At 60.7% G+C, this 14,591-nt stretch carries 17 protein-coding genes; 2 read left to right on the top strand and 15 right to left on the bottom strand.

The features are described from left to right. Positions 1-93 precede the first annotated feature (93 nt). The 9 genes from AB3X96_RS36960 to virB11 form a co-directional block, all read right to left on the bottom strand. A complete protein-coding gene (locus AB3X96_RS36960; RefSeq protein ID WP_368593616.1) occupies positions 94-1,395 on the bottom strand; it encodes a DUF1173 domain-containing protein in 1,302 nt (433 codons plus the stop codon). After that, positions 1,388-1,906 (bottom strand): PH domain-containing protein, encoded by a 519-nt coding sequence (locus AB3X96_RS36955; RefSeq protein WP_368593615.1) that lies wholly within the window; start codon positions 1,904-1,906, stop codon positions 1,388-1,390. The genes AB3X96_RS36960 and AB3X96_RS36955 overlap by 8 nt, the downstream gene beginning before the upstream one ends. Positions 1,907-1,926: 20 nt before the next feature. Next, a complete protein-coding gene (locus tag AB3X96_RS36950; protein WP_368593614.1) occupies positions 1,927-3,582 on the bottom strand; it encodes a type IV secretion system DNA-binding domain-containing protein in 1,656 nt (551 codons plus the stop codon). A gap of 2 nt (positions 3,583-3,584) precedes the next feature. Next, complete coding sequence (locus AB3X96_RS36945) at positions 3,585-5,060, bottom strand: hypothetical protein (RefSeq protein ID WP_368593613.1); 1,476 nt, start codon at positions 5,058-5,060, stop codon at positions 3,585-3,587. An 11-nt stretch (positions 5,061-5,071) separates the two neighbouring features. Then, positions 5,072-5,671 carry a phospholipase D family protein gene (locus tag AB3X96_RS36940; protein WP_368593612.1) on the bottom strand — a complete coding sequence of 200 codons (600 nt, stop codon included), beginning with the start codon at positions 5,669-5,671 and terminating at the stop codon, positions 5,072-5,074. 222 nt (positions 5,672-5,893) lie between these two features. Further along, positions 5,894-6,547, bottom strand: a complete 654-nt coding sequence (locus AB3X96_RS36935; protein WP_368593611.1) for a hypothetical protein — start codon at positions 6,545-6,547, stop codon at positions 5,894-5,896. Continuing rightward, complete coding sequence (locus AB3X96_RS36930; protein ID WP_368593610.1) at positions 6,538-6,885, bottom strand: hypothetical protein; 348 nt, start codon at positions 6,883-6,885, stop codon at positions 6,538-6,540. Before AB3X96_RS36930 ends, AB3X96_RS36935 begins: the two co-directional genes overlap by 10 nt. Further along, a complete protein-coding gene (locus AB3X96_RS36925) occupies positions 6,875-7,645 on the bottom strand; it encodes a lytic transglycosylase domain-containing protein (protein WP_368593609.1) in 771 nt (256 codons plus the stop codon). The genes AB3X96_RS36930 and AB3X96_RS36925 overlap by 11 nt, the downstream gene beginning before the upstream one ends. Beyond that, positions 7,632-8,642 (bottom strand): P-type DNA transfer ATPase VirB11, encoded by a 1,011-nt coding sequence (virB11, locus tag AB3X96_RS36920; RefSeq protein ID WP_368593608.1) that lies wholly within the window; start codon positions 8,640-8,642, stop codon positions 7,632-7,634. Before virB11 ends, AB3X96_RS36925 begins: the two co-directional genes overlap by 14 nt. Here virB11 and AB3X96_RS36915 point away from each other — a divergent pair. Further along, complete coding sequence (locus tag AB3X96_RS36915) at positions 8,617-8,934, top strand: hypothetical protein (RefSeq protein ID WP_368593607.1); 318 nt, start codon at positions 8,617-8,619, stop codon at positions 8,932-8,934. The two genes, virB11 and AB3X96_RS36915, sit on opposite strands and share 26 nt — an antisense overlap. Here the strand turns inward: AB3X96_RS36915 and AB3X96_RS36910 are convergent. The 5 genes from AB3X96_RS36910 to AB3X96_RS36890 are packed head-to-tail and all read right to left on the bottom strand — an operon-like array spanning position 8,904 to position 13,152. Next, positions 8,904-10,157 (bottom strand): TrbI/VirB10 family protein, encoded by a 1,254-nt coding sequence (locus tag AB3X96_RS36910; RefSeq protein ID WP_368593606.1) that lies wholly within the window; start codon positions 10,155-10,157, stop codon positions 8,904-8,906. The genes AB3X96_RS36915 and AB3X96_RS36910 overlap by 31 nt on opposite strands. Then, entirely contained in the window at positions 10,154-10,930 is a 777-nt protein-coding gene (locus AB3X96_RS36905) for a TrbG/VirB9 family P-type conjugative transfer protein (protein WP_368593605.1), read from the bottom strand. The genes AB3X96_RS36910 and AB3X96_RS36905 overlap by 4 nt, the downstream gene beginning before the upstream one ends. 17 nt (positions 10,931-10,947) lie before the next feature. Beyond that, a complete protein-coding gene (locus AB3X96_RS36900) occupies positions 10,948-11,328 on the bottom strand; it encodes a TrbG/VirB9 family P-type conjugative transfer protein (protein WP_368593644.1) in 381 nt (126 codons plus the stop codon). A 31-nt stretch (positions 11,329-11,359) separates the two neighbouring features. After that, a complete protein-coding gene (locus tag AB3X96_RS36895; protein ID WP_368593604.1) occupies positions 11,360-12,067 on the bottom strand; it encodes a type IV secretion system protein in 708 nt (235 codons plus the stop codon). Then, on the bottom strand, positions 12,061-13,152 hold the full coding sequence (locus tag AB3X96_RS36890; RefSeq protein WP_368593603.1) for a type IV secretion system protein: 1,092 nt from the start codon (positions 13,150-13,152) through the stop codon (positions 12,061-12,063). The genes AB3X96_RS36895 and AB3X96_RS36890 overlap by 7 nt, the downstream gene beginning before the upstream one ends. Between AB3X96_RS36890 and AB3X96_RS36885 the strand changes: the two genes are divergently transcribed. Then, positions 13,151-13,678, top strand: coding sequence for a hypothetical protein (locus tag AB3X96_RS36885; protein WP_368593602.1), 528 nt, complete (start codon positions 13,151-13,153; stop codon positions 13,676-13,678). The genes AB3X96_RS36890 and AB3X96_RS36885 overlap by 2 nt on opposite strands. Here the strand turns inward: AB3X96_RS36885 and AB3X96_RS36880 are convergent. Next, entirely contained in the window at positions 13,660-14,511 is an 852-nt protein-coding gene (locus tag AB3X96_RS36880) for a type IV secretion system protein (RefSeq protein ID WP_368593601.1), read from the bottom strand. The two genes, AB3X96_RS36885 and AB3X96_RS36880, sit on opposite strands and share 19 nt — an antisense overlap. Between the last annotated feature and the right edge of the window lie 80 nt (positions 14,512-14,591).

Here is a 14,591-nt window from a genome sequence, read left to right as displayed (position 1 = left end):
GTCCTGCTGAACAGAAATAGAAATCTTCCGACCGAAGCGGCTCATGACTTTTGTTTGCGACAAAAACGGTAAGCCGGCTCAGTAGCCCTCACCTCACCATGCAGACTCCTGCGCCGCTGATGATGCGGAAGCAACCGCCGCAGCTGCATTGACTTCGTCCAACGTATTGCCGGCGCGCGTCGATGGTTTTGCCGCACGGGCCAACGTCGGTGCTGGCAACTCTGGCATCTCCTCACCCGCACGCCAGATCCACGACGGCATGTCGCTTTCCTCGATCAAGCTCGACAGCGCATCCTCGTCTTCCTGTTCAACACCCGGCGGCTGCACATACAGCGCAACCGGCTTCGGCAACACGTCGGCAAGCACCGCGCACGCGAGCGGCTTGTTCGCGGCCAGGTTGTATCGAAGGCCCTTTACGAAGCGGCGCTTGTGCGCCGTGAGCGCATCGAGCATCAGCTTGTCGTAAGCATGCTCGAATGGAATCCATCTGGAAGACACGACCATGACGGCCAGCGTCTCGATCGAGGCGATCCCGGTCGGGTTCAGGCCGAACGTTGCAATGAACACGAGGTGCGAATCCTCAATGCTGTCCCACAGTGCCAGTTCATTCGCAAACCGCTTCTGGAGCCGCCGATGCAGATCCTCGCTCAGCATGAATGGAAAGTCTGGAAGGTGTTTGACGACGATCTTGAAGCCATAGCGCGACTCCGCAATCTCCTTCACTTCTCCGATCGCGATCATCAGCTTGTGGGCTTTCTTGCTGGTTGCCAACTCGGCCATGTGCGCGATGCGACGCTGCGTAACGCTTGCCGCGTGTTCCAACGAGAACGACTCGGGCACATACAGTAACCGCCCCAGCGGCTCCCCCTTTGACACCTTGCCGGCTGCGGCCTGCAGAAGAAATTTGCGCACGACGTACCAGCTGCGCTTGCCCTCCATCGCCGGATACCAGCGATTCAGGCCAGCTTCTTCCCACAGGTAGTGCAAGGTGCCGCGCAGCGTCAGTTTTGCACCGTCTGTACGTACCGTATCGGCCGCGGCGCCTGATGGAGCTGGAGCTGCCCTACCCCCGGCTTTCGAGAGGCTGAAATCGAGCTTGAGTGTGGTGATGCCATCCTCGATGTTCTCCTGAATAGCCTCACCTTTCACCTCGCCCAGCCCGGACAGTTCCGCTGGCGGTTCGTATGACACACAGTCCGGCGCATGTGCGCCTCCCGTGTTCGGCATACGCTTGATCACATGGTGTTCGCCGACTTTTGCGACATACATCGGGACACCTACCGGCGTACACATGCACAGAGGCCGAATCTTCTCGCCGTGCGCGTCGGCCAGGTACGTCTGCAGGTCATCGGCATTAGCCGCGACGATTACATCGTCAAATCGATACTCATGCATGATGCTCTCCACGTGTCAGACCCGCCCCATATTCACTTCCCGAATACCTTTGTAGTCGCGCAGCGCGATTGAGCGCGTTACGCATCTGTTCCGCGTTGACCATGCCCGGCAGACAGCACCGAGGGTTGCTCGAATCGCTCGTCAGGATGACGACCGTCCCCACGTTAAACACGCGCTGCCACCACGGATGAAGCGAGATCACATCCTGAATGCGGAACAGCTCGAGGCTCGAAACCTTCCTGGTCAGAATTCCCTGTCGGCAGGTAATCCGCTCCATGTCGTTCACGATTTCCGTGGGCGCCGTTTCGACGAATACAAGCGCGAGCCGCGCCAGGCAAAGCAGAAAAAAGGCGATAACTACGGCGGGAGATACCGGCCACCTCGGCACCACCCATGAAAAGACGACGGCCAGCCCACCGATCGCGACGCTGGTGCCAAACAGGTCCGGCATGTTGATAACGTGCGACGGCGCGCCGTGAAAAATCACGGTTGGCTGGGCAGATGCCGACATGAGGTTGGTCGTGCGCCCGGTCATAATTTAGTGGCGCCGCTAATGATTGCTGCAGTGCCGCCATCCTCCGGCGCAGGCGCTGGATTGACCGGTGCGGAGACCGCGGCCGACAGCTGAGCTTCGCGCAGCGGCGCCTCGATGTAGGCAGGCACGCGCACCGGATAGTCGCGCGCACCGAACCTGATTTTCGCGAGCGGCCAGTCCTTGCCGTATTTCAGATAACCGTTCAGGTCGGGCAGATTCGAGAGTTGCGACGACGTGACGACGAGCTCCGGATCGCGCTTGCGCTCACGTGTGTTGATACGCCACTGGCCCTGCACGCCGATCGGGTGGCGCTCCACTTCGTGCCAGCCGATCATCTCCGCCACATTTTTGGTTGTCAGTGCGTTGGCCCCTCCCAACGCAAGCAGACTGCGAAAACACGAGAGTGTTGCTTTCGCAGGTAGATCTCCCAATTGCTGATGCAACTGAATCAGATCCTGCAGATCCCCCACGACACACAAGCCATGCTTGCGCCCCTTCGATACCGCAGCCTCGAAACTGTAGAGGCGCCCAAGGGATGCCAGTTCGTTCTTGAACACCCACAGCCGCCGGTCGAACGTCGGCGCCTCACTCAGAATCATCGCGTAGATCAGGTCGAGCCAGACGGGGATCGTCGGGCCCAGAGCCGTACGCTGATCTTCCCGCCACGTAATCCAGATGTTCCCTCCGTTCTCGTCGCCCATCCAGCGCCGGATCGAGAAATCGCCATCAGGAATGCGACGCAGCGGCCGGATGTACTTGTTCAGAGTAAAGATGATGCTGGCCGTCGCCCTATCCGCATCCTTCGCGAAGAAGCCCACCGAATCCGTATCTTCAAGGTACTTTTGCAACACTGGGCGCTGCTCGCGCACCAGCAAATCAGTAAGCGTCACCATGTCACGCATGTCGTCGCCGGCGAGCTTGTTCATCGTGTCCGCGAGTAGCGCGCGTGCATAGCCTGCCCACTCTTCGGCCTGATCGCCGTTCTGCGGTGGAATCGCCGAATGTGCGAGGCGTTCGAAGTCGAATCCGTGATCGACCTCGTTGAACAGCGACCAGCCGACGCACCGGGCGTCGTACGGGTTGATCACGATGTCGCCTGGCAAATAGAAGCGCGCCATGAGCGACCCATTAGGATCGACCACCACCATGCGGTCATCGCGGCGCAGTGCCGATGCGATCAATCCATTTATCGCCTGACTCTTGCCGGAGCCTGGCGCGCCCACGACTATCAGGTTCTGCGTTTCGAGGTCCGTCGGCATCTCGACGCCACAAACGGCGACTGGCGCGCGCGGCGCATCGCCGTGCTTCACGGCCTGTTTGCGGTACTGATTGTTATGGCGCGCGATGCGGCGGCTCAGCTGGTGCCGGTTTTCCATCTTCGTGCCACGGATAAACCTGGCATACCGGTAGCCTTCGAAGCCATTGAACAGGTATTCGTGGCATGCCCATGCCGCACCCACGGCAAGCGCCGCACCCGGCACCGCGCCCCAGAAAAGCAAGGGATCATGCACGGCCGCCATGAAGCCGTGAATGATCCCCGCAGGAAACGGCAGCGGCGGATACCCTGCCAAAGTGAAGGACACGCAAAGGCCAAGAACGAGCGCGAGCGCCGCGCCCGCCCACTGCATCATCACGATTTCGTGCTTTTGCATGTTTAGCCGATCCCGTGCCCTTCACGTTGCTTTCCCGGCCTGACGGCCTCCCTGGCCCGCTCCGAGACTGCCTGCTTGCCATCGCGCGTAAAGCCGGCCGACTCGCGCAGGTTCCCGAAGAACTCGGCTCGACGCTCAAGCTTTTCATGCGCATTCAGCTCCGCAAATTTCTTTCGTGGTCCGGCCTCTGCTCGCACGACGCTGGCACCTTCCACCTGCTGTGTCTTGCCCGCATCAGCCGACTTGCCGGCATCTGGAGCGCCCCGGTCGGCAGCATCCTTCGTTTTGTTACGACCAAGTTTCTTGAAACGCGCAACCCCGTCGACGGATTTCTTTGCCTCCGGTGTCTGGCCGCTGTTCTCAACTGCCGCAGCTGACGGCGTTCGCTTGCCGTTTTCCATTTCGATAACATTGGACTTTTGCGTGGCCGGTTTCTCCGCGGCCTTCTCTGCTACCTTCTCGACCGGCCCCATGCTCTTCCCGCTGCCGCGCGAGAAGAACGCATTGCGCGCAGCTTCGATCGCGGCCTTGTCAGGTGTCCCTGCTGCAGGCGCCCTGCCCGCGTTGGCTTCCCTCATTTCGCGCAGCATTTCAAGTGTGGCTTTGGCCTGTTCCGCACTGACCCCCGAGGTCTTCGCGACCGTATCGACAGTCGCCGCAAATTTAGCCGGATCTTTCAAGGTCTCCAGCGACGTATCAATACTGACGCTCTCTTTCGCGCCCGCTGCCACAGCCTTGCCCGCCGCTACTTCGACCGTGCGGTCTGCGGTCTTCTGCGCGGCCTGCTCCGCAACGGGCTGCGCCGCGGTCTTCTCCGGCCCCTCGATCGCACGGCGCACCTGCGCCCGTAATGCCTGCTCCTGTGCATCGAGCTTGATCTCGGCAAGCTCCAGCTCACGATTGCGGGCTTCCAGCGATTTCGCCCAGCCATCGAGCGTCTTGGGGTAGGTGTGCGTGGCGCCCTTGTCGTCGACCCGCGCCTGCGCTTTCGCGAACATGTCGGCTACTTCCTGCCGACTCCACTCACGCTGCACATTCAGATCCTTGTTCGCGTGCAGGATCTCGGCGGTCTTCTTCGCGTCGATCAACGCCAGCTTGTTCAGACCCGACAGAAGCGACGCCCGATCGGTAATCTGCTCGGCCCGCTGTGCCTGCTCGACTTCTTTTTCTGCTAACGCCTGCTCAAGCGCACCCCGCATCGCGGCCGTGTCGATCAGTTCACCCTCTTTCAGGCCGAAGCGTGTCTTGAGCGCCTTGGCATCGGTCGCGAGCTGCTTGTCTTCACGGCGCTGCTGGTCCTCGCGCTCGACTGCCTGCGCGACTGCGTGAGGCTCCCTTTTAAGCCAGTCCTGCCGGTATGCGAGATTCTTCTGGCGGGCCTCGAGACTCGCGCGACGCTGCGCGAGCGCCTGTTCCTGCTCCGCAAGCTGTTGCTGACGCTCCTTGTCACTAAACCGCAATACGGTGTCTTCAAACATAAAAACCTCCGTCAGTTCGACGCCTGCCCGGACCAGGGGCGCCCTTGGTTAAACCGGCTTTGCCAGTGCTGCTGATACGCCTGCGCGACGACCGGCACATGCCACATCACCACAGCGTTTTCGCTGTTGTACCTGGCCGCCGACGTCGTGTAATTGAAGCTGCCCGTCTCGACCGATTCACCGTCGATCACCATGAATTTGTCGTGATGGATCGGATACACGTCGATCGTCCGGACACCGACGCCCGCACCCGACAGAAGATCGAGCGCGATCCGGCCTTTGCCGCTGCGATCCTCGACCAGGTTGCTCTTCCGATCGGCAACCACCGCCACGTCAACGCCGCGCCGATGCGCGTCGATCAGCGCCTGCACGATCGCCGGCGACGTAAAGCTGTACGCCGACAAGTGCACTGAATGCCGGGCCGTACAGATGGCTTTGAGAACCAGCCGCTCGGCAGAACCTTCCGGCGAAAAGCCCGTATCGATTGCGGGACCGTCAGGGGCTACGCATGCCGCTTGAACACTGCTCGGGTAGGTCAGAAGGGGGAAGGCAAGAACCGCCAGGACCGACGTGACGGCTGCAGATCTGAGAGGACGATAGAGCCTGCTCATCCTCGCCCTCACCGACCCTGACCCGATAACTCGACGTGCTTCGCGACGGCGACGTCAACACTAGAAAAATTTCCTTGGGTCTCGCCACCGTGCCAGAGAATGTGTCTGGGCTTACCCTGAATAATGCAGCTAGCAATTCGCCATCCGGTCGGATGAACCAGTTCATACGGACCAACCCGTGTCCAACCATTCGCTGCCGCGTAAGTCATCCCCGCCACCCTGTTAGTAATGAATTCGTGTCTGAAACTGGCCCGCCTCGTACACGTCGACCGCTTTCGGCGATTGCGGCTGTTGCCAGACGACGTGGTCATACACAGTGACGGTGACTGGATCGCCGTCGTATCCGCCACCGTCCCGCCCGTTTCGCGAGCTCACAGCTAACGCATCGCCAGAGGGATCGCCATACACCTGATACGCACCGACCGGGCTGCCCACACAGGCCTGCGGCCCGTAATACGCGTAACCGCTATTGAGATCCGCCACGGAAGGCCTCGGCGTTCCGACCAGTGCGAAACCACTCATGCCGCTGTACGGACGGGCTCCGGCCTTGCGTTGTCCTTCGGCCACCCAGGCGCCGGCCACCGCAGCTGTCGTTCCAGCAGGGCACGGATCGTAAGGCGTGTTGTTCTGGCGGACCGTCATGTCGGAGTCTTTACATTGCGGCCAGCCGCGCCCGTGGCGGAGATCGTCCATCAAATGATCCATCGCCGGCCCGCAGGTAGACGGCGCCCACGGCCCGCCATTCGATGAGGGGTTGCCCAGACAGATCACAATGCGGCATCCGTAGTCGTCATCGGCACGGGCCATACCGGCGTGACCGCCAGCAGCGAGCACCGACATGACCAGCATCAGCCTGATTCCGTTTTTCATCGCCATACCCCACCCCCTTCCAAAGTAAGCGCCCTGCGTCTGCCCCTCATGTATCGCCAGGCACTCCACGTATTGCGCACGGCCAGACCCAACAGACAGAACGGTGACGCAGCCTCCGCACCCAGCCACATCAAGGCAAGCACGGGCGGCAGCACGATCCAGCCGCCGCTCTCCCGCACCAGCCGGGCTACCAGATAAAAGGACATAGGGAACATGAGCGCCGCGAACTGCGCTCCGGCCCCAGGCTGGTGATGCCACCATTGCGACGCCGCCACGCCCGCCGTGACGGCATAGACGTCCAGCACCAGGGCGGCAGCAAGCATGCGAAATTGGTTACTGGTCATCGACGGCTCCAGACGCCTTTACTGCCTTGCGCGAATCGCTATCGTGGCCATTGACCTGACCGTCTTCGTCGTTGTCCCCATAGGTCGTGAACCAGTCGTCTTTGGCCGCAGACTTTGCGGCGCGCTCCGGCCGTGCCACCGCGCGTCGTGTGGGTCCACCTGCAGGACGAACGTCCGGAACAACCTCGATCGGCTGCGCCCCCTGCACACCGGACGCCGGGACGGCAGCCGCCACCTTTTGCGCGTATGCGGCACCCCGCGTCAGATCGCCGCTGTAATAGCAGGAGAGCGCCGCACGTACCGCGTCATCAGCCTGCGCAAATTGCGGTTTCGCACGGGCGTAGCACGCTTTAAGAATCGCGGCACCGGTCTTGAGGTTCGTGCAGGGCTCGAAAATGCTCTCTGTGGTCTGTCCGTAACGGGCCAGATTGTGTACGTTGACCTGCACCAGTCCCATGCTGTAATTCCAGCCGCCGGCCTCGAGCGCCTTGACGGTGGCCAGCGCTTCCGGAAGGTTCTTTGGCTGTCGCGCAAGATGGCCACCGACGACGCCGATCGCAAACGGATTGCCGCTGCTCTCGACCGTCGCCACGCGCCCCAACAGCACGTGATGAACATCAGGGGCACACTCCTGAGCCAGCGAATCAAAGGACGCTGCCACCGGTGGGGAAGCGACCTGCATATCCTCTTGTGACGCTTGAGCGGACAGCAGCATCACACCCAGCGCCAGAAGCACGACGAGCGATTTAATGGGAGACATAGAGCACCTTGCCGATTCCCCGCACCCCATCGTCATAGCGATGCATCTGCACCACGACATCGATGAGACTGCGGGCATAGTCGATAATCTCGGCACGCTGCAAGGTCGAGCCGAAGCGCATGACCATCTGCGCTAGGCGTTCGAACATGTGTTCGGGGCTGGTTGCGTGCAGCGTCGTCATCCAGCCGCCGTGCCCGGAATTGAGCATTTCGAGCGCGACGTATGCTTCAGCGCCACGCAGTTCGCCCGGAATCACGCGATCAGGCGACAGGCGCAACGACGCTTCCATCAGTTCAACTGGCGTCACATTCGCCGTGCCCTGATTACCCCGCGAATACAGCAGGTTCACCGTATTGGCCTGCGGCGGCCGCAGCTCGCGCGCGTCTTCAATCGTCACGATCCGCTCATCCGGCGAGATCTCTTTCAGGAGCATGTTGATGAACTCCGTCTTACCCGCAAAAGTCGGTGCACTCACAACGATGTTCTTTTTCGCCTTGACGGCGAGCCGCAGGAAGGCTGGCCAGTTGCCGTCGCGGTATAGCATCGCCAGCTTCCTGCCCGTGTCTTCCGCATCGGGCAATGGTTCATTGACTCGCCTGAAGGCACCGCTTTCCTCGTAGTACTGCATCGTCAGATCAAGCGTTGACGGTTTGCGGATCGCAATCGCGATCGTGCCGGGCGGCACCGCTGGGGGTTGGACAACCTGAATACGGAAATCGCGATTCCCCGGCCCCGTCAGTTCCGAGGGGATCGAGGCCGCGAGAAGCGGGCGCTTCGCATCCGTCTCCTGGTCGGAGTGATGCGCCACCAGCTCGGCAAAGTCCCGCAACGTGCTTTCGGTCAATACTGGCGTATCCACCCGCTCCATGAAACGCATGCCCTTCCGGCCGGCCCATACGACACCCGGACCATTCACCGCGATCTCCGAGACATCAGCGTCATCAAAGAGCGGCCGGATGGACTCGGTCCGGTTGAAGAATGCCGGCACGATCGACATGTCAGTGCCCCCGGATGCGTTCAGCGCGGGCCACCGCACCGGCCTGTTGCACGGCTGGCCGATCGAGGCACACCTGCGCATCGAAACACTGGCGGGCAACGGCCTTAAGCTTTGCCTGCACAAGCATCAGGTGCCGTCCGTCATCCCGGGCGAAGTCCCTGAATATCTGTGCCTGCAACGCGTCGGCGACCGCGTCGTCCAGCTGGCGACGCAGTTCGCCTGCCGCGACTTCGCGTTGAACGCGCGAGATATTCGTTGTCATCAATCCCCCTCGCCATCCGGCTTGCAGTAGTCGGAGAAGTCCAGTTCGTGCTCGACCTGAATGCGCACGCGCGTGCCCTGGTCGTTTTTGAGCGTCGGCGGGATGTTGACGTAGCTGCCCAGCAGCTGCTGCGAAGACTGAGCCATCGACGACTGGACGTTCTCGCGGTACATCGCAGATGAGTTATTGCGGTCCGAGGACGACACCCCGTAATTCGATGCGCCCGCGCCAAGGATTGCCAGGGCCGCGCTCATGCCGAGGATCTGGCCAACGTGGTTATCAACGTCAGCGTCGATGCCCGCCGATCCGAGCTGATCGGCAACCGGTGAGTCGACAGGGATCTTTACGCCATCCGGACGCAAGGCGACGGCGCTTGCAATGAAGGTTCGCTCCTGCCCCTTGCGCACAGACGAATTCGGTTTGCCTGTAATGCGTGTGCCCCATGGCAGCAGCGGAATCCGGCCCTTCTCCCCATAAGCATCCCGATCCAGCATGATCGTGATTGAGCCAGGCAGATCGGAGATAATGCGTGGCAGCAAGTGGCCCTCAAGGATGGCCCCCGGCTCCATCTTGCATTGCAGGTTGTCGATCTTTTGCGCCTTGAACGTCGAATCGTCGGCGTTCGCAACACTACGCGCGAAGGCCGAATTCGGATCATTCGGGCCGTCGCCGCCAGAACGACGGCCGAGGCCTGCCTCACCCTGCTGAGCATCAGCGGAAGCGGCGCCTGCATCGTCCGAACCATCGCCCCCCGTGTCTGAACCAAACAGACCCGACTTCATCCTCGCCTCGTGCATTGCCTCGGCTTTTCTGCGTGCCTGCTCAGCTGCTGCGGCCGCTTGACGTTGACGCTCCGCAGCCCGTCGCACTTCGTCCGGATCAACGCCCGAGCTTGCCGCTGGTGCCGACGCAACTGCCGCCATCGACGCCGGAAGTTTCTGCCGGCCAGCGTCGAGCGGCGCGGCCTTCGTCGTGTCTTCGTCGATCTTCGGCTTGTCGGAACTACTCGATGGCGCCGGCGCGTCATGCTTCATCGCGTAGAAACCACCGGCACACAACAAGAACAGAATCGCGCCGGCGACCGTGAAAAAGGTCTGACGCCGGCCGCGGGCAGGATCGGCCGCGAGCGACGTCTGCCGCAGCGCATCAGCTGCGCGCCGGCGCTCATTCAGGCTGTCGCCTGCATCGCCCGGCTCGCCCCCTGGCTGCCCGCTGTCGCGAGGCAGATCATTCGGGTTATCAGGCGTATTCAATTTCCGCCTCCCCAGGGTGAACGCTGCGCCTGCGTCGCCGTACCCTGTTGCAACCGGATCACGCACAACGTGCGATCGCCATCGCGCAGGGTGAAGCGGTCAGCCATCTGTTCGACCACCAGATATGGCCCTTCCCTGCGCATGGGCGCAAGCGCCTCGGTGCCGTCGCGGTCCACTACGTAAATGCTCGGTTTGGGCTTGCCGATCGTGGTTAGAAAGTAAGTGAACTGTCCGTCGTCAAACACGCGCTGCAGCCCGAACGAAATTTCGTCACCCGACACCTGATAATTCCTGTTGACCATGCGGGGTTGCGAATACGACGCGTCAGAGACGCCGCCCGAATCGTCGCTCCATCCATCGTTGCCGTCAGCCGGATACAGGAAGCGCACCGCATAGGTCGCGCGTTCCGGATTCTTCGAACTGGACAGGCGGAAGTAATAGACGTGGTTGCTGGTCGTGACCGTCAGATTGGTTCTTGCATCAGGCTCGACCGGCTTGAGGACAAGATGATTGCGAAACTTCAGGACCTGCCAGCCGATTGAATCGCCGATCGCCTTGTTAAGGATCTTTTCCCCCGGCGCGAACTCGATCGTCGTCGCATAACCATAGACACCGGTGATTTCGTAGACCTGATTCGGATCGAACTGAAGCTGGCATACCCGGTTGTCCGTGATCACACAGCGCGGATTTTTGGCCGCTTGTGCGTTCACACCCATAACGGCGCACGCAATACCCACTGACCATGCCAGCATGCCGTGGCGACTCGTTTTCATGTCGTTCCCTCTCCTAGTTAGTACGCCGAGGGCGTCACGAAATGCACGATGTGCGCGGCCTGCAGCGCATCGTCAACAGACGCAATCTGTAGGTGGTAAGTGCCGCGCGTCGTCGTGACATTCAGCCCCATCTTCTCGCCCGGCCTGTCGGCCGTCACCTGCAGCGTGTCGCCCGTTCGTTGAACATGAAAAGCCGGTGCCGTGCTCTGCGCGATGGCCTTGATGTGTTCGTCGCGCGGAAAGTCAATCGCCAGCAAGGTCCTGTCAGCAACCGTCAGGTCGTAGATCTGATCAGGCATGTACGGCAGGCGCCGCACATTGCCTTCCGTACCCCGCAGGACAGGATCAGCAGCTGTTACTGCGTGAGCCACGGCCGACAGCGCCACTGCTACTGCCACTACCGTCAAGGCGCTCCTGACTGTTCGCATCTCACCCTCCAGATGGGGCCGGCGCACCCGGCTCTGTGTTCGGCTCGAAGCCGGTCACCATGAATCCCGTACCGTTGATGTAGCGGTTCTGCGGCGTCAACGCCTGCTTCACGAAGTCGTATCGAAACAGCACATGCCAGTACACAGTCTTGTTGTCGCCGTTGCCGTCGTTGTAGGTCGCGAACGTTGCTTCGGCCTTATGATCGTCCCGGTCGAGAATCCGCACGCGAACGTCCTTGACCCGGCGCACAGTCGTCTCGGCGATGCTGTAGTACGGGTTGTCTTTGTTCTTCGCGTCCATCTCGTGGTTAAAGCTGTCCGCCACGTTCGATGCAGAATGCAGCCTGACGTAATCAATATGGTCCTGGCGAAACGCGCGATCGAGCGTGTAGCGTTCCGTCACGTAACGGGCAAGCTCGCTTTCGATCACGGCATCTTTCGAACTGAGCACAGCAGGTGTGCCGATCTCGCTTTTTGCAACGTGGTTGTGCGTGTCAAGGGTGAGCACCACGGGTGGCACATACTCCTGATTAGCCTTGTCGTAGGCCATCGAAGCCAGCGCAAGGCCCGCGATCGGCCACGCTACCAACGCAAGCAGATATGCACGATTCCGGGATAGGCGAATCGCTTCATAGGATTCGGCTGGCGGTGCGTCAGGCGCAGACGCATTCCGTGCCCTGGATGATTTCTGAAGAATCGCGCTCACCATTGACCTCCATCAGATGCGTCGCTTGAAGGCGCCGTTCCGCCTGGGCCGCCCGGTTGCCCGGCACCCGATGGGCTCGACATGCTTGAAGGGCTCGTAGTGCCACCCGCGGAAAGCGCCCGCTCGATCCTGGCAAGCTGGTTGCCGTGAGCAGTTTGAGTATTGCTGATACTGGTCAGCGCATTCGTTGCGCCCGGATTTGCGCCGGCACCGCCTCGCCCACCGCCGGAAAACTTCGACATGATCTGGGACATCATGAAGCCACCAATCATGTCTGCCATGCCACTGCCGGCGGCGCCGCTCGATGTCAGGGCGGACGCCAGGGGGCGAATGGTAAAGGCCATGAAAAGCCCTATTGCGCCGGCGATAATGATTGCGGCGAAGGCATCCTTCGACGTCATCGCATTGGGATCCATCTTCGAGACAAACTGGTCGGTGATATCGAAGCTGAATTTCACGATGACACCAAGCAGGATTCCGACCAGTGCGAACTTCGCCATCGCCGCGAACCAGCTCATGCCGAATCCACGCGTGCTATTCCACATCAACGTCGGCACGAACAGCGGGAACAACAGCATCGTGACCGCAAAGCCCATGTCGGACCCAACCTTCAAGACCAGCGCGATCAGGACCATTGCTGAATTGACGATCTGCAAAAGTAATCCGAGAAGAACGATGCCAATGTTGAGCATCGACTGCTTCATCATCTGGCCCGATGCATCTGAAAACTTGTTGTAGTCGTTCTCCAGATATTGCGTCATTGACTGCCCACCCATCAGCGCACTTACGGTGTCGTCGCGCAGCTCCTGGAATGAGTGAAAGATCTGTCCGGCCAGCCCGCCCCAGTTCAATGCTGCAAACACGAACATGATCGTGAGCAGCATCCTCACCAAAGGCCACACGTCCGCTGGATCGCGCCCGGAATGAACGCGGATCACCTTCACCGCTACCCAGATCATCGCGAGGTACAACGCGGGTTGCGTGACTGCGTGCCCCAGCACCGGGTAGTTGGTAGAAAGAAACGTTTCCGTCCGCGACGGGATGCTGTCGAACAGCGTCTGGATGAATTGATCTACCGGATCGGCCATGTCACTTGCTCGCGCCGAAGAACCTATCGTTAAGCGCCGCGGCGGCGGCCGTGCAATCCCTTGCTTCCGGCGTGTCGGCTCCGACTCCGACACCCTGGTTCTTGCATTCAGCCAGTCGCTGCTTCATTTCGCCCTGGTGCGCGAGGTAATACGCTTCCGTCTTCGGCTCGAACGCCGGCGCGGTCTGTGCTGGCGGTTCGCCAGCGTTGCCAACCGAGTGACTGGTTTGAACGACGTAAAGGCGAACGAACATAAGGCCGCATCCAACGACTACGGCGGCCGCGAGAAAGTACCAACCAAGTTTGACTGTCTGCCACATATGCCTGTCTCCAGTTTCAATCACCCGTGCACCGGCAGGCCCACGGCGCTCCCGTTACGCCTGCTGCCCGATCGGATGAAAATCGCACGCGCACGGCGATTTCGATATCGCGCCGGAATGCGCACAACCGGCGAGACACGTGGCCCCGGCGATCAGAAGGTAAAAAGCGATGCGTCGCATGTCGATCCTCACTTCGATACGTTCTGAAAAAACTTCTCGCGTTCTGCGGTGGCCTGGTTACTCCCGTTGAGCTGGTTCGCCGTCAGATTCGCGTTGATGGCCTGCAATTTCGTCTGCGCGGACTGGGCCATCCCCAGTTCAGCCGACATGCGGTTCTGCAGATCGGCTGCATCCTTGACGTTCTGCGTTGTGTCGACCTGCTGCGACAGGTTCTGGAAGTTACGCAGGTGCGTTTGTGCCTCGTCGTACAGCGACTCTCCGCCGGCCAGTGCCGAGCGAACCGAGTCGGTACTCATTTTGTAGTTCGCGCCCTCGCCCTTGTCCGCGAAGTCATCGGGTGACATCGTGTTCATTACCTTTTCATACGTCGCCTGTCGGCTACCGTAGATGCCGCTCTTCTGCTGCGATACAACGTCCTGCCAGCTGCCCGGCACAATGGACGACGCGTCAATTGCATCGGTCAGCCCCTGCCCACCCCGCCCGTACGACCCGGTTACCGCGCCGTATTGCTGCTTGAGCGTGTCGTATTCCTGCTTGAGCTGAGCGAGTTGCGCGGCCAGCGCTGTCCAGGTCCCGGCATCGCCAACCGGAACGCCCGTTGCGAACGCTGACGTCGATATGGCCATCACTGCGATGGCCGCTACGAATGGTCCTTTCATTTCTGCGCCTCCACTTCCGGTTGTAAGGTCGATTCCGTCAATCGCGCTGCGCTCCCTGGCTTGCCCATCCAGTACAGCCTGATGCCTCGCGACCACGACCACGCATACACAAAACAAAGCGCGAGCACGCCGTACTGTTGCGATTCCCACGCCATCCAGAACCAGAAAGGTTGCCCTGCAAGCCCACAGATACAGGCCCACTTACGCCAGTGTTCGCGTCGGTCCTGCGACAGGAAAATGCTCGCCGCACCGAGTACACCAATTGCAATCTGTCCGATCAC

Source organism: Paraburkholderia sp. BR13439 (genome assembly GCF_040948805.1).
Lineage (GTDB): Bacteria > Pseudomonadota > Gammaproteobacteria > Burkholderiales > Burkholderiaceae > Paraburkholderia > Paraburkholderia youngii.
This window is presented reverse-complemented; position numbering and strand designations above follow the sequence as displayed.

Coding starts and splice junctions, on each gene's coding strand:
- AB3X96_RS36960 (WP_368593616.1), bottom strand. CDS start 1,395: ATGCATGAGTATCGATTTGACGATGTAATCGTCGCGGCTAATGCCGAT.
- AB3X96_RS36955 (WP_368593615.1), bottom strand. CDS start 1,906: ATGTCGGCATCTGCCCAGCCAACCGTGATTTTTCACGGCGCGCCGTCG.
- AB3X96_RS36950 (WP_368593614.1), bottom strand. CDS start 3,582: ATGCAAAAGCACGAAATCGTGATGATGCAGTGGGCGGGCGCGGCGCTC.
- AB3X96_RS36945 (WP_368593613.1), bottom strand. CDS start 5,060: ATGTTTGAAGACACCGTATTGCGGTTTAGTGACAAGGAGCGTCAGCAA.
- AB3X96_RS36940 (WP_368593612.1), bottom strand. CDS start 5,671: ATGAGCAGGCTCTATCGTCCTCTCAGATCTGCAGCCGTCACGTCGGTC.
- AB3X96_RS36935 (WP_368593611.1), bottom strand. CDS start 6,547: ATGGCGATGAAAAACGGAATCAGGCTGATGCTGGTCATGTCGGTGCTC.
- AB3X96_RS36930 (WP_368593610.1), bottom strand. CDS start 6,885: ATGACCAGTAACCAATTTCGCATGCTTGCTGCCGCCCTGGTGCTGGAC.
- AB3X96_RS36925 (WP_368593609.1), bottom strand. CDS start 7,645: ATGTCTCCCATTAAATCGCTCGTCGTGCTTCTGGCGCTGGGTGTGATG.
- virB11 (WP_368593608.1), bottom strand. CDS start 8,642: ATGTCGATCGTGCCGGCATTCTTCAACCGGACCGAGTCCATCCGGCCG.
- AB3X96_RS36905 (WP_368593605.1), bottom strand. CDS start 10,930: ATGAAAACGAGTCGCCACGGCATGCTGGCATGGTCAGTGGGTATTGCG.
- AB3X96_RS36895 (WP_368593604.1), bottom strand. CDS start 12,067: ATGGTGAGCGCGATTCTTCAGAAATCATCCAGGGCACGGAATGCGTCT.
- AB3X96_RS36885 (WP_368593602.1), top strand. CDS start 13,151: ATGTCACTTGCTCGCGCCGAAGAACCTATCGTTAAGCGCCGCGGCGGC.
- AB3X96_RS36890 (WP_368593603.1), bottom strand. CDS start 13,152: ATGGCCGATCCGGTAGATCAATTCATCCAGACGCTGTTCGACAGCATC.